General features: G+C 57.5%; 15 protein-coding genes and 1 pseudogene. 6 read left to right on the forward strand and 10 right to left on the reverse strand.

Annotated elements, in window-relative coordinates; all coding sequences use genetic code 11:
* Positions 1-604: 604 nt before the first annotated feature.
* From IVB19_RS39465 to IVB19_RS39475, 3 genes are read right to left on the reverse strand one after another with little or no spacing between them, the layout of a single operon-like run.
* Positions 605-985, reverse strand: coding sequence for a cupin domain-containing protein (locus IVB19_RS39465; RefSeq protein WP_247821966.1), 381 nt, complete (start codon positions 983-985; stop codon positions 605-607).
* A 45-nt stretch (positions 986-1030) separates the two neighbouring features.
* Complete coding sequence (locus IVB19_RS39470) at positions 1031-1723, reverse strand: DUF2848 domain-containing protein (protein WP_247821967.1); 693 nt, start codon at positions 1721-1723, stop codon at positions 1031-1033.
* A gap of 16 nt (positions 1724-1739) precedes the next feature.
* Positions 1740-3272 (reverse strand): FAD-dependent monooxygenase, encoded by a 1533-nt coding sequence (locus IVB19_RS39475; protein WP_256474632.1) that lies wholly within the window; start codon positions 3270-3272, stop codon positions 1740-1742.
* Here IVB19_RS39475 and IVB19_RS39480 point away from each other — a divergent pair.
* From IVB19_RS39480 to IVB19_RS39490, 3 genes are read left to right on the forward strand one after another with little or no spacing between them, the layout of a single operon-like run.
* A complete protein-coding gene (locus IVB19_RS39480) occupies positions 3153-4817 on the forward strand; it encodes a long-chain-fatty-acid--CoA ligase (protein ID WP_247821971.1) in 1665 nt (554 codons plus the stop codon). The genes IVB19_RS39475 and IVB19_RS39480 overlap by 120 nt on opposite strands.
* Entirely contained in the window at positions 4814-5194 is a 381-nt protein-coding gene (locus IVB19_RS39485; protein WP_247821972.1) for a Zn-ribbon domain-containing OB-fold protein, read from the forward strand. Before IVB19_RS39480 ends, IVB19_RS39485 begins: the two co-directional genes overlap by 4 nt.
* A gap of 4 nt (positions 5195-5198) precedes the next feature.
* Positions 5199-6374: an acetyl-CoA acetyltransferase gene (locus IVB19_RS39490; protein ID WP_247821973.1), complete on the forward strand. Its 1176-nt coding sequence runs from the start codon at positions 5199-5201 to the stop codon at positions 6372-6374.
* 329 nt (positions 6375-6703) lie between these two features.
* Here IVB19_RS39490 and IVB19_RS39495 read toward each other — a convergent pair whose 3' ends face one another.
* A complete protein-coding gene (locus IVB19_RS39495) occupies positions 6704-7537 on the reverse strand; it encodes a crotonase/enoyl-CoA hydratase family protein (protein WP_247821975.1) in 834 nt (277 codons plus the stop codon).
* Between the two features lie 87 nt (positions 7538-7624).
* On the opposite strand from IVB19_RS39495, the gene IVB19_RS39500 reads away from it, so the two are divergent.
* Positions 7625-8515, forward strand: coding sequence for a LysR family transcriptional regulator (locus tag IVB19_RS39500; RefSeq protein ID WP_247821976.1), 891 nt, complete (start codon positions 7625-7627; stop codon positions 8513-8515).
* A 542-nt stretch (positions 8516-9057) separates the two neighbouring features.
* On the opposite strand, the gene IVB19_RS39505 is transcribed toward IVB19_RS39500, so the two are convergent.
* On the reverse strand, positions 9058-9879 hold the full coding sequence (locus IVB19_RS39505; RefSeq protein WP_247821978.1) for a hypothetical protein: 822 nt from the start codon (positions 9877-9879) through the stop codon (positions 9058-9060).
* Positions 9880-10219: 340 nt separating this feature from the next.
* Between IVB19_RS39505 and IVB19_RS39510 the strand changes: the two genes are divergently transcribed.
* Positions 10220-10963: an aspartate/glutamate racemase family protein gene (locus IVB19_RS39510; protein ID WP_247821980.1), complete on the forward strand. Its 744-nt coding sequence runs from the start codon at positions 10220-10222 to the stop codon at positions 10961-10963.
* A gap of 616 nt (positions 10964-11579) precedes the next feature.
* Positions 11580-12065 (forward strand): annotated as a pseudogene (locus tag IVB19_RS39515) (transposase); the annotation flags it as partial.
* 202 nt (positions 12066-12267) lie between these two features.
* Here IVB19_RS39515 and IVB19_RS39520 read toward each other — a convergent pair.
* The 5 genes from IVB19_RS39520 to IVB19_RS39540 form a co-directional block, all read right to left on the reverse strand.
* Positions 12268-14022 carry an ABC transporter permease subunit gene (locus tag IVB19_RS39520; RefSeq protein WP_247821981.1) on the reverse strand — a complete coding sequence of 585 codons (1755 nt, stop codon included), beginning with the start codon at positions 14020-14022 and terminating at the stop codon, positions 12268-12270.
* Positions 14023-14042: 20 nt separating this feature from the next.
* Positions 14043-15041 carry an ABC transporter ATP-binding protein gene (locus IVB19_RS39525; RefSeq protein WP_524536804.1) on the reverse strand — a complete coding sequence of 333 codons (999 nt, stop codon included), beginning with the start codon at positions 15039-15041 and terminating at the stop codon, positions 14043-14045.
* Between the two features lie 196 nt (positions 15042-15237).
* Entirely contained in the window at positions 15238-16341 is a 1104-nt protein-coding gene (locus IVB19_RS39530) for an ABC transporter substrate-binding protein (RefSeq protein WP_247821984.1), read from the reverse strand.
* Positions 16342-16927: 586 nt separating this feature from the next.
* Positions 16928-18283 carry a Glu/Leu/Phe/Val family dehydrogenase gene (locus IVB19_RS39535; protein ID WP_524536805.1) on the reverse strand — a complete coding sequence of 452 codons (1356 nt, stop codon included), beginning with the start codon at positions 18281-18283 and terminating at the stop codon, positions 16928-16930.
* 342 nt (positions 18284-18625) lie between these two features.
* Positions 18626-20116 (reverse strand): amidase, encoded by a 1491-nt coding sequence (locus IVB19_RS39540; protein ID WP_247821996.1) that lies wholly within the window; start codon positions 20114-20116, stop codon positions 18626-18628.
* Positions 20117-20143: the final 27 nt, after the last annotated feature.

Consider the following 20143-nt stretch of genomic DNA (forward strand, 5'->3'; position numbering starts at 1 on the left):
TCGTTCCTCGCCTATGCAGTTGCGCCAAGGCGTCAGCGAGGAGCGATCGAACACCAGCCGGTGTGGAAGAACTCCTCGCCGCAGAGTATTGGTAGCAGGCTTCCCGACCGAAACTCGCACAGCACCTCTCGGACAGGTCGTTAGGTGTGTTTGAGGATCGCGAGCCCGCCAGAACCGTGTCGGCAGCGACGGTCGCCCGTGACGATCGGTGTACATTTCGCTGAGCCGCTCCTCCAGGAAGCTCCGATCCACCGTGCGGCCCAGCGCCGTCAACGGATGCATCAAGTCGGTGATCTGATCGAGCCGGGACCGGAAACGATCCTGCTCTCCCGTCTGGATCCGCTCCCCTAGCCGCATCTCGTCCGCTCGTCAAAGCATTCAAAGGCGAGTGAATCATGAACGTTGCAAGGAATCCCAATCTAGAAGCGCGGTTTCCGGCAAATGCGGCGCGGCAAAAGCCGTTTTCTGATTCCAAGTCAACAGCCTGGGATTTGCTCACTGGCGACTAGGACGACGAGGTGAGACAGAACTCGCCCGCCGTGGTCGCTGGCGGGGATAGCTCCTAATCGCGAGCGCGGCTGCGTGCCGCGCCGCTACTCCGTTTCTAAGCAGGATCGAAGTAATGAATTTCTAGCAATAGGCAGCCGCCCTCAGATTTAAATGGGCCGTGAAATGCGCCCGGCGGCCGGCAAGCATAGGTTAGCGGAGCAAACCCCCGCCCCCCCCTTCCTTGCTTGTCGTTCCCGACGGTCAGATCGCCGGCAACCAAGAAGACTTCCTCCCAGTACTCGTGAATGAATGGATCGGTAGTGAACGTTCCCGGATCGAACTTAAGCAGCCTCGTGCGGCTGCCACGACGGTTCAGCTCATCGAGCGCGCCCGACAATATCTTCTGCTTGATACCTGAGGGATAGTTAGTCGGGGTCTCCCATCCGGACTGCATGTCCAGCGTGTAAAACTCGTCATGCGACTTTTGTATGGGCACCTTGAGGGCTCCTCTACTTGGTTGTAGCGTTAAATACACGTCGCGTCAGCCGAGCACTGGCAACTGCTCGATTTGGTAGGCCTTCCGGATTGATCGGTGTAGGCGTGTATCGCTGAGCTCAAGCTCAAATCCCTGAGTGGAACGTACTGGCCCATGCACCGCGAGCGTACCGCAGAACATCAACGTGCCCTCGGAAAGTGTCCCGCCGCCGGCATAGAGGGCGATCAGCTCCTCGGGTGGCCGCATCTCGGAAGTCGCTCCTTCCTGGTACAGTACGCGTGTTCCGTCGTTCACAGCATAGGAACGGAGTATCAGATCGTCCCAGTGCTTCCTGACATCGTCGTAAGCCCAAAACTCGACCGCTACCGGCTTGTCGCACATCTGCTTTGATAGGGTGACCCCGATCCTTTCCGCTTCGCGGTCGGTGTGGTCGGACCCGACGCCGATCCAAAGCCTTCCGCCGCTCTGGAGCAAGACGAATTCCACCTCACCACTGGATGAGTTGCCGACTACCTCGATCGCCTCGGCTGTCGAGAGGCGCGAGGCCGATACCCGGTAAAAGATTGGCACATATGTCGGTCGCCTGACTCCGATCTTCTCGAGCTCGGCGATGTGCGCTTCGAGCGCGCCTCGATTGCGTCCGGTCCACCCAGCAATCACACACTCCTTGATCGTAACGGTTCGCTCTTCCCAGCGAGCACCCTCAAGAAACCGAAGCCAGAGATCATGGGTTGCCATTTTTTCACCATCAGGCTCATCCGAGCTCGGCCGCGCGCTTCAGGCTTGCGAGCATCGAAATTTTCATTAGATAGTTTCGAGCTAGTTCGGGGTTTGCCGCCGTCCGCGCCATTTCCGTACGGAACGATTGTTGCTCGCGGGGATCCCGCGACTCGAGGTTCCTCTTGTTTTCGATCGTGTGCTTCTGAACATATTCCAAGGTCACAAGACGGCGCTGGCGATCGTAGCGGTCGAGCTCGGAAGGATCTGCTTCGCGGCGCCAGACTTTCGTCAGCCGGCCGCAAAGGTTGACGACATCATGGATGCCCCCGTTCATGCCCATGCCGCCGAGAGGATTATTGATGTGAGCGGCGTCTCCGGCAAGAAATACGCGGCCTGACCTGAATGTCGCGGCGACGCGCTGATGTACGCGGTACAGCGTGACATGGTCTATCGGCGCGGTCGCGGCCATCGCGAAGTGCCGGGCGAGCGTGTTGGCTCCGTATTTTCGGGTCGCCGCTTCCTCATCCGGCACGTCCGGGGCAATCGGAAACATCGCTCGCCACATACCGGGCACCCTAAGCAAGAAGTACCATTGCACAGGATCCGCCACGTAGCTCACCGAAGCTAGGTCAGGAAAGATCTTGAGAAAGTCGAATCTCGTGGAGACAACCAGGAAACGCTCCGGCCAGGTGAATCCATCGAAGGTGATGCCGATCGATTTGCGAACGGCGCTGCGAGCGCCGTCGGCGCCGATCAACCAGAGGCCTTCGCGTCGCTCTATCGAACCATCCGGCTTACGGACGGTCACCGAGACGCCGTGCTCGCCCTGCCCTGCTTCCAGAATTTCGGCGTCGAATTCGATCCTGAAGTGCGGATCTGACCCGTACGTCCGCGCTATGATGCGGGTTAGCTTGTACTGCTCGCATTGAAGCCGGTACGGATGACCTGTAAGATCGGAGATCTGACCGAAGTCGAAGTTTGCGATGGGCCCTTCGGTGCTGCGATACTGAACTGTTGGGGCGATCAACCCTTGCGCAATCAGGTCTTTCGCAACTCCAATATCCTCCAGCATGTCTAGGGTCGGCGGATGAAAAGTCGAGGCGCGCGATTCCGTGCTGAGGTCAGATGCCGCTTCCAACAAAGTAACGGGAATTCCCTTCTTCGCGAGTGTGGCAGCGGCCACCATTCCGACCGGTCCCGCCCCGGCAATCAGAACTCGCCTCGCATCAGCCACGACTATACCCTCACTTTGCGAATGATCTTTTGAGACGCACCAGAGGCCTCTGGGAGAACATCTTCTCGCACGGCCCGCCAGAATAGAAAACCCTCCGAAGCTATCCTTGCCAATCTCCAAATCTGCACCGCTTGTTTTCAGATTTGCTTGCTGTTGTAGAGGAGGCCTCTGGCTTACACTTTTGAGCAATCCATGACGTGTAAGGCTTCCGCAATGAGAGACGCTGCCCTGCGTCGACGCGATTTCACGAGAGTTTTCGCACTTCCCCACTCGACGCTGACCGACAATCTTTTCGTCACCTCGGCGCGTTTCCCCAATGTTGCGGCTATCCATTTCTTGGGTAGTTCCATCTCATATCTCGAATTTCATGGAAAGGTGGAGCGCCTTGCCGGCTGGCTGCAGAAGCGCGCCGGCCTAAAGCGCGGCGACCGGGTCGTACTATTCATGCAAAATTCGCCACAATGGCTGATTGCTTGCTACGCGATTTTCCGCGCCGACCTCGTCCTGGTACCGATCAGCCCGATGAACCGGCAGGGCGAAGTCGCGCACTACCTCCGTGATTGCGGCGCACGCGCAATGATCGTCGCTCAGGATCTGGCGGAAATCGCAGTTGCAGCCGCAAAGGACTCAGAAGTCGGCACGCTCATCGTGGCGACATATTCGGATTATCTTGTGAAGGAGACTAGGTACAAGCTTCCCGACTGGCTATCGGCCGGACGCATGAAGGTGAGTGGCTGCAGCATGTGGACGGATCTGATCGAGGCGGGCGTGTTGCCGGATGCGCCGCGCGCGGGTCCGCTTAGCGTATGCGCTTTGCCATACACCTCTGGTTCTACAGGCAAGCCGAAAGCCTGCATGCACACCCATCGCAGCCTTGGGCACAATGCTGCCGGGCTGACCTTCTGGCATGGACTGCGGCCTGGGGACGTCTCTCTCGGCGCGGCGCCGATGTATCACGTATCCGGCTTCAACCATGCAGTGACTAGTCCTATCATCGCGGGCGCCTCTATCGCTATCGTACCGCGCTGGGACCGCGACCTGGCGACAGATGTGATGGTCAATTACGGCGTTACCCATGCATCGTTGGCGCCTACGGCTGTCATTGACTTGCTGACCAACCCTCAGCTCGGCGAGCTCAATTTGGCACGGTTGCGCCGCATCACCTCAGGCGGTGCGGCAATGCCCGACGAAGTATGGAAGCGGCTGAACGAACGGCTTGGCTTGCCCTTCATCGAGGCGTACGGCATGACTGAGACCGCGGCTACGACGCATCTCAATCCGATCGAAGATCCCCGACCAAAATGCCTCGGCATCCCATTCTTCAACACTAGCTCGTGCATCATCGATGTGGAGAAAGGCCAGGAAGTGGCTATTGGCGAAGTCGGCGAAATCGCCGTGCACGGGCCTCAGCTCTTCAGCGGCTATTGGAACCAACCAGACGCGACGCGCGAAGCCTTTGTCGAGGTTCAGGGCCAGTCCTTCTATCGAACTGGTGACATCGGATATCGCGATGAGGACGGCTTCTTCTACATGACTGATCGTGCCAAGCGGATGATCAATGCGTCGGGTCTAAAGGTCTGGCCCGCGGAAGTTGAAAACACACTCTATGAGCACGAACATGTGCTCGAGGTCTGCGTGATCGCCGCCAAAGAGGCCTATCGCGGCGAGACAGTGAAAGCGCTAATCAGGTTGCGGGACAAAATGCGCGGCAGGATAACCGAAAATGAAATCATCGAGTGGTCGCGCCAGCGCATGGCGGCTTACAAGTATCCCCGAATAGTGGAATTCGTCGACGCGCTTCCGAAATCGCCAGCAGGCAAGATTCTCTGGCGCGAGTTGCAGGATCGAGAGAATGCCAAGGAGATCAGTCTGCCATGAATGAAGCGCAACAGTTATCCGGCCCGGAGGAGGCGTACCAGCGCGCCCTGAATGTAGGCAGGTTCGTTATCCAGCGCTGCGGCGATTGCGAGCGCCCGGTGTTCTACCCCCGCACAGTCTGCCCTCATTGCGGTGCCAACAAGCTGTCGTGGTTCTCGCCCATCGGCGAAGGGCACGTCTACTCTACGACAACCGTGCGTCGCGACCAGGAAGATGGCGGTGACTACAATGTGTGCATTGTCGAGCTGGCGGAGGGCGTCCGCTTGATGAGTAGCATCCGAGGGATTCTACCGGACCGCGTTATCATCGGGACTAAGGTCCGGATCAAGGTAGTCAAGTCCGAGGGCAAAGGACTTGTAATTTGCGAGGTGAAATAGATCGATGACCCTAGACAATCTACGCGGTGCGACCGCAATCGTTGGCGTTGGCATGGCGGGCTGCGGTGAAGCTCCCGGTTTCAGCGAGATCGAAATCCTTGCGCAGGCAGCTCATGCGGCGATAAGGGACGCAGCCTTACGTTTGCAGGATATTGATGGGCTTTGCACCGCTAATCTCAACGCCGCGATGTGGCCGCTCAACGTCGCCGAATATCTCGGACTTCGGCCTTCATTTATCGAAGGCACTAACATCGGCGGATCCGCCTTCATTGCGCATCTGCAACCGGCTATGCTCGCGCTTTCGGTCGGCCTCTGCAATGCGGTGCTGGTGTGCTACGGCAGCACACAAAGAACCGCTACATTCGGCCGGAAGGCACGAGGCGCAGCGCGCAACATGCTCGATCCGACCCCGTTTGATGCGCCGTATCGACCATTCAATCCGCCCTCGAGCTATGCCCTCATGGCAGCCCGCCACATGCACGAATTCGGCACGACTCGCCAGCACCTCGCGGAAGTAGCCGTCTCAGCCAGATGCTGGGCGCAGCTCAATCCTGCCGCGTTCAGCCGCAAGCCGCTGACCATTGAAGACGTCCTCGGCGCGAGAATGGTCTCTGATCCGTTTACCGTGTACGATTGCTGTCTCGTGACGGATGGCGCCGGCGCTTTCATCCTGATGCGCGCCGATGCCGCGAGAGACCGGCCGCAACGGCCAGCCTATTTGCTTGGCATTGGCAATGCCGCCTGGCATCGTACCGTCTCCAGCATGGCCGATCTTACTGTAACCCCGGCGCGGGACTCGGGCCGGCGCGCTTATGCCATGGCGGGGATGCAACCAAATGACATCGACATGCTGCAGCTCTATGATGCCTTCACGATCAACCCAATACTGTTCGTCGAAGATCTCGGCTTCTGCCGCAAAGGGGAGGGCGGGCCCTTCATTGCTAGCGGTCTGTCGCGGCCGGGCGGAAAACTGCCCGTCAACACCAATGGGGGCGGTCTGTCATGCGTGCAGCCGAACATGTACGGTGTCTTTGCCATCATTGAGGCCGTACAGCAGCTGCGGGGGGTATGCGGCGATCGCCAGGTCGTGAACCCGAATACGGTCCTTGTCAACGGCAACGGCGGCAACGCCGCTTCCAGCCAGTCAACCGCCATTCTCGGAAGCTCGGCCACGATTTGACAACAGATGCCTTCCACGGGACTCTCGCGGAGACGCCAATGCCGGCGCCAAAATCGCAGGTGTCTTTGGTGTTTGTACGATCAGTTGGGTGGCCCAATCGCGTTTTTGGGCCGAGAGTCATCACCGACCAAAGCTTGATATCGCGCTCGTGGAGTCCACCCGCAGCATTGATCTCTTAGAATACAAACCTGTCGCAGAAGATTGTTCGATGTCGAAGATGCGCTTGTACTATCGGCCAAGGGCCGCGCCGCGAGCGCGATAAACTAGGCGAGTCCGACAATTGCCGACAAAGGTAAAAGAACGGCGGTCTCGACCATTGGGCGACTATGTCAGGCTTGCCCCATCGACTTCGTTTTCTTCTCCAGAAACTCCCGCAAACGCTCGGCGGTCTCCGGCGGCCTCACGATCGCTGTGTTGAGGTATTCCATGAACAAGCCGTCATCATGCGAGAGGTCGTTCATCCGCGGCAGTACGTTGGTGATTTGCCAGTTCGTCTGTGGCGTATTCCGCGCGATCTGAGATGCCAAACTCTTCGCTTTGTCCAGCGCCCCGCCGCGATCCACCACGTATTGGACAAGTCGGACCTCTCGCGCTTCTTCGGCTGTGAGCATTCGCCCGGTCAGCATCAGGTCAGCCATTGTTGAGTAGCCGATAATTCGTTGGATACGTACGGAGCCGCCGCCGCCAACAAATATGCCGCGCTGCCCTTCAGGCAACCCGAAGAGGGTCGTCTCGTCGGCAACGCGAATATGCGCGGCTGCCGCCAACTCGAGCCCGCCACCTATCGTGGCACCGTGCAGCGCGGCGACGAACGGTATCGTTCCTCTTGCAATTAGGTCAAAAGTCGTGTGCCAGATGTAGCGCTTGCGTTTTCTGACCACAGGTGCGTCCGGCCGCAATCGTTCCGCAAGCTGCCTAAGATCGAGGCCAGCAGAAAAGTGCGACCCATGACCGAAGATCACGCCCGCATCCGCCTCGTCGCCGGCACGTATCACAGCCTCGCCTAGCGCTGTTAAGACGGCGTCGCTCAGTGCGTTCCGCTTGTCGGCTCGATTCAAGCCAATGATTGCAATGTTGCCTTCACGCTCGTACGTCACGAGTTCAGACGATGACATGGCAAACCCCAATAACGTGCCTACTAACAACCGGAGAATCGCTTCCATTGTCAGCATGATGCAAGGCTAGCTGAGAGCTCCAAGTCCAGCTATACTCAAAAATGAAAAGAAGCGGTTCAGAAATTGACAAGGAAAATGGCTGCCGGATTCGAAGTTGATGCACTTCTGTTGTTTTCGGAAGTCGTTCGGTCCGGAAACCTGACGCGCGCCAGCGATGCAACTGGTCTCTCCAAGGCGACGATCAGCCGCAGGCTAGCTTCTCTCGAAGAGCAGGTCGGCTCGTTGCTTCTGAAGCGCAACTCCCGCGGCCTCGCCCCGACATCAATCGGTATGCGCCTTCTCGAGTATGCGGAGCGGATTGAAGCCGAGGTCAAGGAAGCGCGGATCGAAGTAGACGAGCTGCAATCCGGTACCCGCGGCACGTTGCGTCTAAGCATTCCGATTGAATTCGGCAACGCCTGGCTCGGCAAAGCGGTCGCAGAATTCGCACTTGAATACCCCGACGTTTCTTTGATCGTGGCGACTAACAACGGTGTCGTGGACTTGGTTCGCGAGCAATTCGACGTCGCCATCATGTTGGGACGGCTACCTGATTCGAGGCTCATTCACCGAAAGCTGACGTCTCTCAGACGCGCCGCCTATGCGTCCCCAAAATATATCGAGAGGCACGGCATGCCGAAGACACTTGAAGATCTGTCCCAACATCGCTGCATCGTCACTGAGCTCCAAAAGCGAGATGGCGTCTGGACATTCCTGAAGCGCGCACAACGTCGGCACGTCGACGTGGCTGCCCACGCCACGGTCGCCAACATCAGCCTTGTGCGCGAACTTCTGCTTGCCGGAGTGGGCATCGGTATACTGAACGATGTTATGTGCGCTAACGACCTCAAGCATGCGCGACTAGTGCGCGTGTTGCCCGATTGGGACAGTCCTCCGCTTCACACGTCGGCCGTTACGCTGAAGCGCACCCTGCTCCCTAAGCGGAACCGTCTTTTCCTCGACTTTATGGTGCGGCGATTGCGCTAACAGTTCTCTGGGCTCAGCGTGAGTCTAGGGACATTGCCCTGAAATGGCAGAGGGGATGCATCCAGTAGCGGGATCATGCTGTTCGCTTTGGTGGCCGTGTGTCGGCGGAGGTGACAAAAGGATGCGCGCTCTGGCGTGCTGTCGGAGCGCGGCTCGACCACTCTGATTGTCACTCGCAACACGCAGTCTCGTGTCAGCTCCAAAATGAATCGGCCGCTGGCTCTTTGTGCTAAAGTAGAGTTCTTATGCCGTTTGGGTTTCCGAAATGATTGGGCTTCCACGTCGCTGGGCCTTTTGATAGCGGTGGCGTGCGCTCCTCAGCAGACCGTCGACCGCACCCTGCACGCCAGACACGGACGGCATTGCTCGGCCGAAAAATCGTCGCCGGTGTAGCCGAGCCATCGCCGCAGAGAGCGGCAGAAGGTAAGTGTGAGGGGTGCACCGTCGCATACCTCCTTTCATTCTCTCCTTCATAGGAGCCGCGCGGACAGCCAGCTGAGCTAGGGTGGCGCGCAATCTACATGCTACGAGCTTTAAAATGTTCACTCCTCCCGCAGGTGCGCCATACGATCCAACATCAACTCAACAATTCCAAAGAGCTCGCGGCCAAGCCGCTCTCGGCGGCCGAGCGCAACCTCTGTTACTCCAGCGGGTGTAGAGCGTTCTTTTTCGGCTATTTGCGAAGAGTCGCTGCTCCCAAGCGATCGCCTCGCTAATTCGGTAAAGACGAGCTGTTCGAGCTCGCCTTGGAAGTGCCTCGGATAATGGCGAGCCTCAAGGCTGATCTCAATCGTACGCGAGATGGCCGATTTCAGAAGCGTTAGCAGGGGGCCAGCAAGAAGCGTAGTAAGATCATACAGGGCTTCTTCGTCGATCCATGTCACTGGTCCGAGCAACTCCAAAGCTGCCCTTGCTGAATTTAGGCGACAGTTCCCCAAAGCAGGTGCATCCAAAAGGCCGACACTGACGATTTCTCCGCCCCCTTGTGGGATGGCCGGACTCAGTCGGACGACCAATGCTTGTGCAAATACTTCTCGAACGCGTTGAACCTGAGCGTCAATTCCCATGGCAAATATGACACCATTGAAACTGCGCCATCGATGGTCTGAAGAGAGGTGAAGGAGAGCTTGATTCGGTATAGCAGAGAACAGAACGTCGAACGTAGCGACTGAATCAAAGGCCACCAACCTGTAGTCTCGCCCAATTGAGGACGGCGGCGCACCATTGGCGTACCTTCGGCTCCAAAGCGGCACATCTACCCCAATTGAGTTCAATCGGCTTGCCAAGGCCAAGCCAAGCCTTCCTGCGCCTAAAATGGCTACGCTGTGAGCAAATCCGTCATTTCGGGGAGGTGCCATGGTCATGATTAGATCTCAATAACTTAAAAGCCAGGGTCGAGAGCCAGGGCAAGTCGACGATGCTCCGTCACCGTATTGTTCAGCTTCGTGCTGGCCATTCTGCTAAAGTTGCCCTACTTCTTCTAACACCAGAGCTGAGCGGAGGGAGATCGGCGTTGTGCGACATTGAAGCGCTGACTCTTCGCTCGATCGCGCTAGCACGTTCACTGCCAACAGCATAACCTCGCCCGCGCCACCGGTGGCAAATAACGCAGATAAACTTCAAGAACTCCGCTGACTTCGCGGAAGTTCGCCGAGGTCCTTTGGTATAGTATGATCAATCCGGACTCCGCTTCTAGAGGTGTAAATGTCTACCTTCAAAGGTCGCTCGTTAGGCATTCTTGAGCTCGAGCGTGGTATCCCGCCAGAGGCGGTTGAGCCGAACCACAACCCCAATTCAATCCGAAATCCCTCGACTTTTAGCTTCCCGACGATGTTTGAGACCGTTTCAGGCGCTTGGGTCGATAACGTTGTTCCCGGCGACCCAAGAATGGAGACGCCGTACATTGAAGCTGCCCAACGCCTGGTAGAGCGAGGCGCCTCGGTGATCAGTTCGAATTGTGGGTTCTCCGTAAGGCATCAAGCTGCGGTCGCGGCTGCCGTGAACGTCCCGGTCATCATGTCCAGTCTTCTGCTTGCCCCATCCATTTTGTTGCAATTACCGGCGGCCGCAAAGATTGCTATTTTGACGTATGACTCGAAACATTGTGGCGACGATATCTTCGAGGTCCTGGGCATCAGCCGTGCGACGCGAGAGGCTAGGTTTGTAGTTGGCGGAATTGAAGGCGGCGAGTTCTGGCGCAACTCGCTCGAAAAACCGGTGGTACGCACGAGCCTTAAAAGTATCCAAGAAGACGTGGCCGCATGTGCGGAACGTCTTCGAACGACAAATCCGGAGATTAAATGCGTTCTGCTGGAATGCGCCGAGTTCCCGATTGCGGCCAGCGTGGTTCGCGAGCGTACGGCCTTGCCGGTCTATGATCTGGTGAGCCTTTGTAAGACGACCGTGGCCGCATTGGCCCGTGACGGCTCCGACGTCGGCCCACGTTGACGCGTATTTCGGAAAGCTCGGCTACGCGCACGTACCCGCAAAAGAAAAGCGCAGCCCAAATGTCCCGGCTCCGCAAATAGCTCCGCATCACAAGATAGCTGCGATGATCCATCTTTTGCCTAGGCATCCAGCGGCTCGGGATCGGTTGATCAGCGTCTTCACCCACCCAAGCCAGTCCGACCGCGGAAGAGCAGGCTGCGGATGTCCATTCCGCCTCGCTCGATGGCGTCGCGGGGCACAAAGACGCGGTCTGTCGACGGGAGAGTGCGGCAGCGACGGTGCCGGGGTCGTCTCCGCCGCCTTCCTTATTGCGTCCTCTTGCCGAATACCAGGCAGTGATTGGAGGGAGCTTCTCAGGGGCGCGTGCAAAGAGAACAACCGAAGCCTCCATCCATCTGGTGCAGGTGATGTCGGGCGTGGTGTCCCCGCCGCTGGTGTAGCTCGGTAGAGCAAAAAGCCGCCCGGAGGTGCGCCTCCAATAGCGCCGCAGCGGGCGGGCGGCTTTGCGGTGGTCACCGGCAGGTCTCCGGTAGGATCGGGTTGCGACACGCCAACGCAGCCACGGAACCACCGTGGCGACGATATGATGAACCGGTGCACGCTGGGCGCCCATGCTGAGGGCATCAAGGCTCGCGTCGCCAAGGTGCTCAACGCCAGTTAGCAGCGTTGCCGCGTCCAGTTCATGCGTAACGACCTGGCTCATGCGGGTAAGAGCCGACCAGCACGTCGTCTCCGGCTTCATCGCCACCGCGTTTGCCCAGGACGATGCCGAGGCCGCGTGAACGCAGTGGCGCAAGGTCTCCGATCAGCTCCGCGGCAAAAGCTGCCCAAAACTTGCCGGCTCCCTCATCGAGGCCGATGTGCTCGCCTACGTCACCTTCGCGCCAGCGGCGAACTAAGCTGCATTCGACTGCCCCGATCGAGCGCCTCAACGGCGAGATCAAGCGGCGGATCGAGGTGGTCGGCATCTCCCAATGATGACATCATCGTTCGCCTCATCCGGGCGCTCCTGCTTGAGCAAACGATGAAATGGACCCTGCAACTAGCTCGATATATGACGCCGGAGACCATCGCGACGTTGAGCGATGATCCGACTCTCACTTTTCAGGGCGAGTGCGAGCTGACCTGCCCGGTCCTGGCCGGCGAACGCAGTTCATGCCGCGAGCTACACCAACCTCGGGGCACGAGCTCGCGATGATTGTTTCGCACGCAAAAAATAGGCTAGTGATCTGTCTAGATTGGTTCTGCCTGCCACTACTTCCAAGTTCTCGTCAGGCGCGATGCTCAGCTTGCTGCGTTTGGACTCACGTTCTCCGCGGCGTCGGCCGCCAGCCCGTCACGTGAAGCGCAACTAACCAGAGCAAGGGCAAAAGTATCAGCATTGATGCTACAGCAGCAATCGTCGGGTCGATCTGGTTGCGGATGTTCTCCCACATCTTCAGCGGCAAGGTACGGATCGAGAATCCGCTGACGAGCGATGTTTTCACGACCTCATCGAAGGAGTGGATGAATGCGAACAGAGCGCCGCCCATGACACCCGGTCTGATGAGCGGCAACGTCACCCTCCTGAAGGTCTGGAGTGGCCCAGCCCGCATACTTTTCGCCGCTTGCTCGAGCCGCCGGTCAAAATTCGCCAGAGTCGCCGAAACGATCACCACCACATAAGCAATGGCGCCGATGCTGTGTGTCAGGACAATGCCGCTCTTAGTGCCGATCAGTCCCAGGTTGAGCAGCCCCAAATAGGCAGCAATGCCGACAACGATGCTCGGAAAAGTGATGGGCGCGAGTATGATCAGGGTCAGAAAGCTGCGCAGCCGCGGAAAGGTGCGGTTAAGTCCGTATGCAGCGAGCGTCCCAACTACGGTCGACAGGACGGCGACCGCCACTCCGATCTGGATGCTCGTCCAGGCTGCGCTGGTCCACGAAGGATCTCCGAAGAAGGACCTATACCATTTCAGCGAAAGGGTAGAAGGCGGGAACTCCAGAAACTCCCCGCCGCTGAACGACATGATGACAACCACAACACTAGGAAACAACAAGTAAAACATAACGAGCAGCACGAACAACGTACCGACGATTATCCACCAGTCGCTATTGCCGCCAGGCTGGTAGAGCTCAGCCGTCCAGCGCGTCGCCCGATAAGGGCTCGCAAGCTCATTGAGATGCCGTGTCAAAGTACGGAATGAAGGCAGACCGCCGCTCCAAGATTTTCGCGCTAGCTGCGCCCCACGGCTCTGCGTACCAGAAAGGTCGAGCCCAAGAATAGAGAGCACCAGCGCGGCGATGCCGAGAAGAATAAACGCCGAAGCCGCGGTTTGCGCCACATTGAAGGAGGCTGCGACTTGTGCAGCGATGAAGGTCGAGAGCATGGCGTCGCGTAACCCGCCGAGCGCTGCGGGCGTGATGTAGAAGCCGAGGCAGAAGACGAAAACTAGCAACAAACCGCTGCGCATTCCCGGCAAGCTGAGCGGGAGGAAAACGCGCCAGAAGGCGGCAAAAGGGCGCGCACCCATGCTACGAGCGGCAGCCATCAACGACTTGTCGATACCCATCATAACGCTGACCAACGGCAAAATCATCACCGGGAGCATGATATGGATCATGCCGATATAGACGGCCATTCGGCTGTAGATGAGTGGCAGCGGGCTCGAGATCAATCCGAGTCCGAGCAGGAGGTTATTAACCAATCCCTTGTCGCCGAGTATCACGATCCATGCATAGGTGCGAACCAAAAGGCTGGTCAGATAGGGAATGATAACGAGTACGAGCAGCACCATACGCAGGCGCTTCGAAGCGGCCGTGATGAGATAGGCCATGGGATAGCCTATGATTACGCAAATAGCCGTGGCTACTACGCTGACCTGAATGGTCTGCAATAATACGCGGACGTTTGCTGGCTGACGCAAAAACGCCTGATAGTTGATGAGTGAGAAGGCAGGCGCATTAAAGCTGGTCAGGAAGAGTAGAACGATAGGCAAGCCGAAAACGACTAGCAAGATTGTAAAAGCTGGCGCGGTGAGCCCGATGGGCATGCGGACGAGTTTCTGAAGCGTTTGCATCTTCCTTACCTCTCAACGCCTCATGCCGCAACGAATCGGATATCGGAGCGCAACCATTCGAGCCGCACTTCGTCGCCGGGTCGGAAAATCTCCTGTCCCGAAGCAACATGCTCACGTGCCAGGAGCAAACTGTTCCCAACGCGCACGCGGTATTTGCGCAAAGGACCAGCATAGATCATGTCGTCCACAGTGCCGGTGACGGACTGGCGCTGGTCTGCATCGGCGCGGTTCGCTGTTTCAGCAGGAAGCACACGGATACGTTCCGGTCGGATCATGGCCAGCGTACCAAGCGGTTGGATGGCAGCGGATCCGACGTCAAAACCTGCATTGTCGAGGATGTTGGCTTCGCCAAGAAAATTGGCCACAAAACGGCTCGTTGGTCGGTCATAAAGCGATTCCGGTGTGTCCGTCTGCTCGATGCGGCCTTCTCGCATGACGACGATGCGATCCGACAGCGTCAGTGCTTCCTCCTGATCGTGCGTAACGCAAACAGTGGTGATGCCAAACTCCTTGTGCAGGCTCTTGATCTCCCCCTGCATCTGTTCGCGAAGGTTGCGATCGAGAGCCCCGAGCGGCTCGTCAAGCAGCAGGACCGGCGGATCGGCGATCAGCGCGCGGGCAAGCGCAACTCGTTGCTGCTGGCCACCACTTAGCTGCGATGGCATGCGGTCATAGAGCTCGCTGAGGTGCACACGCTCGAGGATGCGATCCACCCGCGTTTTCCTCTCAGCCGCCTTGACGCCGCGCATTTCCAGGGGAAATTCAAGATTTCGTCGCACCGTGAGGTGAGGAAAAAGCGCATAGCTTTGGAACACGATGCCTTGGTCGCGCCGGTACGAAGGTACTGCGGCGACGGATTTTCCGGCAATCAGAATGTCACCCAGGGTGGGCGCCTCGAAGCCGGCGAGCAGCATGAGTGTCGTCGTCTTGCCCGAGCCGCTTGGACCAAGAATGGTTAGGAATTCGCCGCGATGAACGGTCAGCGAAAGGTCCGTGACGGCGGCTACGGGGCCATACATCTTCGTGACGCTTCGAAATTCTATTTGTACCGGAACCAAGCGTTTGTCCAAGGCTGTATCCTCGGTAACTGGGCGGGGAGTTCTGACATGCACAGCCAGCAAAATTGTGCTCCAAATTGATCCGATGATAAATCTAGGCGGGCCGGCCGCCCGATGTGCGGACAAGAAGTGCCGGCCGACTTACTCCACGTATTTACTAGAGCAGAACCCACTCGTTCCAGCGCTGACGGAGGCGCTCGGCGTTGCTCAGGCCGCCCGTTTCGACTTCAGCGTACCACTTCGGATTCGAGGGAAGGCTGATGGCCAAGTAATCGGGATGGCTGGCGAGACTACGGGCAACCTTCTCAGGGATCAGCTTGAAGGCGTTGCGGTTCGTTGGGCCGTAGTTGAGCAACTGAGCGAAGACGGCCTGGCGATCGGCACGCGTGGCAAATTCAATGAACTTTTGAGCGTTGGCCGCATTCGGGCTGCCTTTCGGTATCGCCCAGTAGTCCCATCTCAGCTTCGCCTGGTTTCGATTGATCTCGAGTGGCGCGCCCTGGTTGATCAACTGGGTCGCCCGGCCATCAAAGGCATTAACAAGATCGGCCGTCCTGTCGTGCATTATTTGTTGAATCTCGGAGCCGACGGTCCACCATTTGCGGATATGTGGCTTTATCTTATCCAAGCTCTTGAAAATGCGGTCAACGTCCATTGGGTAGACCGCGTTCATAGGAACGCCATCCGCCAGTAAAGCTTCTTCCCAAGGGCCCTCAACTCCTCGCTGACCAGTCGGTAGCACGCGGACGCCGGGAAACTTGCTAATGTCCCAGAAATCGGCCCAAGTGGTCGGCCGCGGCTTACCAGCCGGAAACTTCTCCGTGTTGTAGACCATAACGTTCGCGTACATGAGCGCACCGACCGCGAACGGCTCTTTGGCGAAGTCAACGATGCCATCGAGCTCCTCTTTTTTGTAAATGGAGTAGTCGATCTCTTCGAGCTGGCCTCTCGGGCCTGCGATGGACACCGAAGGCGCGCCTAGGTTAATAACGTCGAGGCTTACGTTTTTTGTGGTTACCATGAGCTCAAGCTGCGCCAAGGTCGAATCATCGGTGATTGAATTCACCTTGATGCCAGTTTCGGTTTGAAACGGCTTCACATACGCTTCGATGTTCGCCTTTCCCCATTCACCCCCGCCGACGGATACCCGAAGCTCATTGGAAGCTGCCCAAGCGCGACTGGTGACAGAATTTATCGTCCCCAGCATGAGGACGGACGAACTCGCCTGCACGAGGCGCCTGCGATTGATAGAAAAGCTCATTGTTTCCCTCCCATCGTTTCATTCAGCTGCTTGCACGTCTTCAGGTGACCGTATTCTTGTTTGTTTGGAATAGAGTATCGACTCATCATAGGGGATTCGTCAAAATATGAGCTAAATCTGCAGGATTGCTGCGCATAATTAGCAGAATGTAAGGTTTGCTGCGGCAAAGTGCGATTTCTCTTTGCTAGTCGCATCCCTGCCCGCTGCACCGCGCAATTACGCCCTCGACGAATCTCGAAGATGAAGGCCTCAAGATGTCGAAGTCCTGACTGGCGAAAGCCTGCCCACCTCAACACTGGACCGGCGCCAAGACCGGCCTTATCTCTTGCGCCCTTGCTGACCGAAAAAGAGGCTAACGAAGGTTGGGCCGTCGTCCTCCAACCAAGACGGGAAAGGATCATCACTCTTTCGGCGATGGAGCGCTCTCCGGTTCCGGCTACATGCCGCAGATCGACGACAGAATCACCATGCAGAGGACCGCAGCTCTCGCCGCGCAAGCCACACCCAGCAGAGCATCGTCCATTATGCCCTCCCTACGAATCTGCCTGGCATTCGCTCCATTTGGATAGTGCTATCCTTCCGTTCCTCAGATTCCGATCGCTTCATATGCTTCGGCGATCTGTCTGATGGACGAGACATAAGCGGCAGTCCTATAATCGCCGAGCTCCGGTCGTTCTTCGATGAGATCTGCAATGCGTGCCCAGGTGCTTCGCATAACATCCTCAAGGCCAGATCGAACGAGATCGATCTCTGCGCCTCCTTCAAGAAACTCGTCGCGCATGTCGGCCGGAAACTGCTTGCCGGTCATCCGTTCCAGCGCTGTGGCGATCGTCTGGTTTCGCCGTTCTCGTCGTCGTCGTTCCATCAAGCCGAACGGGATGTGTGTCAGGTTTTTCACCCACTCGAAATAGCTGACGACCACACCGCCGGCATTCACATAGAGATCCGGTAGTATGGTTACTCCTCGAGAACGGAGTATCTTGTCAGCCTCGAAGGTGACAGGACCGTTCGCGGCCTCTATCAAAAGATGCGCCTTTATGCGGTCCGCGTTTTCCGAGTGAATGGCGTTCTCCATTGCTGCGGGGATGAGAACATCACAGGCCAATTCAATGCCCGACATGTCGCCAACAGCAGACGTGGCTCCGGCAAAGCCTAGAATGCTGCCCGTTTGCAGCTGATGTCGCTTTAGCAGCTCAATGGAGAGCCCCTTTGGATTCGCGATATAGCCATCGCTTTCCGCGACCGCGATCACGCGGGCGCCGTCTTCCTCAGACAGAAATTTGGCGGCGTGATAACCGACATTGCCAAAGCCTTGGACGACAATAGAAGAGTTCTTGAGATCGCGCTTGCCATCTAAACCTCGGGTGCGCGGATCGCGAAGATAGCTCTGGATCGCAAACTGCACACCCCTGCCCGTTGCCTCGGTGCGACCGGCAATACCGCCCTTCGACAAAGGCTTTCCCGTTACACAGGCGCGCGCGTTAACGACATCGGTCGGGTTGGCGCGACGGAATTCGTCCATCATCCAGGCCATTTCCCGTTCGCTCGTGCCGACGTCCGGGGCCGGCACGTTGACACCAGGACCGATCAGGTCCCGCTTGTTGAGCTCCTGGGTGAAGCGTCGCGTGATGCGCTCAAGCTCCTGCGGGTTCCATTCACGCGGGTCAATCTTGAGCGCTCCCTTCGAGCCGCCAAACGGGACATCGACAAGCGAGCATTTGAGCGTCATCAGTGCAGCAAGCGCTTCTACCTCTTCCGCATCGGCGTTCGGCGCGTAGCGGATACCGCCTTTCACGGGTTCACAGTGCTCGCTGTGGACTGATCGCCAGCCAATAAAGCTGTACATACGGCCGCGTAGTCTCACGCCAAACCGGACCGTATACGTTGAGTTGCACTGAATGATACGCTCGGCCAATCCTTCGGGAAGATCGAGAAACGTCATGGAATGACGGAAGTTCTGGCCGACACTCTCAAGAAAGCCTGCAGAGTTAGCCTGCATTACGTACCTCTCGTTGTAGATTGTTGTTGTAAAAAGGCCCAGCGCAGCGACTTCTTGGGGGCGATCGAATCTGCTTATGAATATTGGCACGCCCCAGGAGCAGCCATGGCCAATCGAGCTGATCAGGTCTAAAAAGAGAACCTAGACTCCTGGACTGCTCAGGCCGTAGCCCTGCCGTCTGCGCCGAATGGATGCATCTCACCGGCGCACTCACAGGATAGTCAACGGGGCAGCCAAACCGCGACATCGACCAGCCACTGCCCTTCGAAGACTGCACTCAAGCCTTCAAAGCCGACCTGAGAACGACGCTTGCTTCCATTCGAAAGTCGAGCCAGCAAGGTTTTGCGCTCCCGCCCTAAAATGTGGCCGTCGGCCGATCCAAGGCCTGGCTTCCTCCAGGTCACGTGCAAGACGAACTAGGGTGCCTTCCTCGCCAAACCGGCCGACGATCTGGATGCCGATCGGCAGTCCGCCGGCACTTTGTGCCAAAGGTAAAGACACGGATGGATGGCCGGTAACGTTGAATACGCCCAAGTATTGATAGAGCGATGTATCAGCTTCGATAAATTCAACAGGGGTAAGAGTGGAATTGGTTGTCGAGTGAATACCACCATGAGGAGGGGCTGTAACGGGCATAGTAGGCGTTACGATTATATCGAAATCATCTATAGCTTCACCTACCTGCCGTCGAAACCTATTAATGTTCTCACGACGTTGTTCTATCGAGATAGGTGGTAAACTGAGCCCGTATTGGTACAATTTGAGGTTCATCGGCTCCAAGAGGTCCGAGGTGATTTTCCTGCCCAGTACCCGAGAAGTCTCATCGAGCCACTCGGCATTGAAACGAGCGCCGCCGATAGAGATCTTTGTTTTCTCTACAGGGTCATAGGGGGGATCAATCGGTATGATCACATGACGCAGTTCTTCCAAAAGTCCGGCAGTCGCATCCAGCGCTTGAAGGACGTCAGGTTCGAGGTCGACGCCGCCCCATTTGGTCCTTGCAATGCCGACCCGTAGAGAGCCGGTGGGCTGGCGGAGTTCGTCGATAAAAGGCCGGACCGGCTCTCTTACGATGAAAGGATCGCCAAGGTGAGCCCCCGAGAACACGTCCAAGGCGGTCGCCATGTCGCGCACAGTGCGACAAAGTACGAACTGCCGAGAAAAGCCAAACGATCCAGTTCTGCTAATTGGTCCGTCCGAGACCCGTCCCCGGGTTGGATTAAGACCAACCAGGCCACACCAACTGGCAGGAATACGGATTGACCCGCCGCCATCGCTACCATGTGCGATAGGCGTGATTCCAGCAGCTACTGCCGCTGCGGATCCCGAAGATGAGCCACCTGCGGACCGCTCCAGGTCCCATGGATTGCCTGTCACGCCGTGAGCGAGGGATTCGCTCATTCCCGAGGTGCCGAGTTCAGGAAGCGCTGTTCTGCCCACAGTGCGGAGACCTGCCTTTCGCGCTCTGTCAAAAAAGTAGCTCTCAACCTCAGAACGGGAGCCCTTGAATAGCCGACTTCCACGTTCCTGAAGACGGCCAGCTTCAGTGGCTCCTATGTCCTTACGAAGGAAGGGTACGCCCTGAAAGGGCCCTCCGTCAGATCCACGCAAGACTTCCGCATCGTCGTAGAACTCAACAACAGCGTTGATCTTCGGATTTACTTCATCGTAGGCCGCACGAGCTAAGCGCGTCAGTTCAACGGGCGTAATCCCGCCGTCTTTCACGAGTGAGGCTAATCCGACCGCATCGTGCTCAACATATTCGCTCAATCTCATCTGACTTGGTGTTCCTCATAGGATTCA

Origin of the sequence: Bradyrhizobium sp. 187, from assembly GCF_023101005.1 — a bacterium.
Classification (GTDB): domain Bacteria; phylum Pseudomonadota; class Alphaproteobacteria; order Rhizobiales; family Xanthobacteraceae; genus Bradyrhizobium; species Bradyrhizobium canariense_D.

Bases quoted from the DNA above. Each gene is read 5' to 3' on its own strand.
- IVB19_RS39500 (WP_247821976.1), top strand. From the start codon at position 7,625: ATGGCTGCCGGATTCGAAGTTGATGCACTTCTGTTGTTTTCGGAAGTC.
- IVB19_RS39490 (WP_247821973.1), top strand. From the start codon at position 5,199: ATGACCCTAGACAATCTACGCGGTGCGACCGCAATCGTTGGCGTTGGC.
- IVB19_RS39470 (WP_247821967.1), bottom strand. From the start codon at position 1,723: ATGGCAACCCATGATCTCTGGCTTCGGTTTCTTGAGGGTGCTCGCTGG.
- IVB19_RS39510 (WP_247821980.1), top strand. From the start codon at position 10,220: ATGTCTACCTTCAAAGGTCGCTCGTTAGGCATTCTTGAGCTCGAGCGT.
- IVB19_RS39520 (WP_247821981.1), bottom strand. From the start codon at position 14,022: ATGCAAACGCTTCAGAAACTCGTCCGCATGCCCATCGGGCTCACCGCG.
- IVB19_RS39480 (WP_247821971.1), top strand. From the start codon at position 3,153: ATGAGAGACGCTGCCCTGCGTCGACGCGATTTCACGAGAGTTTTCGCA.
- IVB19_RS39530 (WP_247821984.1), bottom strand. From the start codon at position 16,341: ATGAGCTTTTCTATCAATCGCAGGCGCCTCGTGCAGGCGAGTTCGTCC.
- IVB19_RS39525 (WP_524536804.1), bottom strand. From the start codon at position 15,041: ATGTATGGCCCCGTAGCCGCCGTCACGGACCTTTCGCTGACCGTTCAT.
- IVB19_RS39540 (WP_247821996.1), bottom strand. From the start codon at position 20,116: ATGAGATTGAGCGAATATGTTGAGCACGATGCGGTCGGATTAGCCTCA.
- IVB19_RS39485 (WP_247821972.1), top strand. From the start codon at position 4,814: ATGAATGAAGCGCAACAGTTATCCGGCCCGGAGGAGGCGTACCAGCGC.
- IVB19_RS39475 (WP_256474632.1), bottom strand. From the start codon at position 3,272: ATGGATAGCCGCAACATTGGGGAAACGCGCCGAGGTGACGAAAAGATT.
- IVB19_RS39495 (WP_247821975.1), bottom strand. From the start codon at position 7,537: ATGGAAGCGATTCTCCGGTTGTTAGTAGGCACGTTATTGGGGTTTGCC.
- IVB19_RS39535 (WP_524536805.1), bottom strand. From the start codon at position 18,283: ATGACGTTTCTCGATCTTCCCGAAGGATTGGCCGAGCGTATCATTCAG.
- IVB19_RS39505 (WP_247821978.1), bottom strand. From the start codon at position 9,879: ATGACCATGGCACCTCCCCGAAATGACGGATTTGCTCACAGCGTAGCC.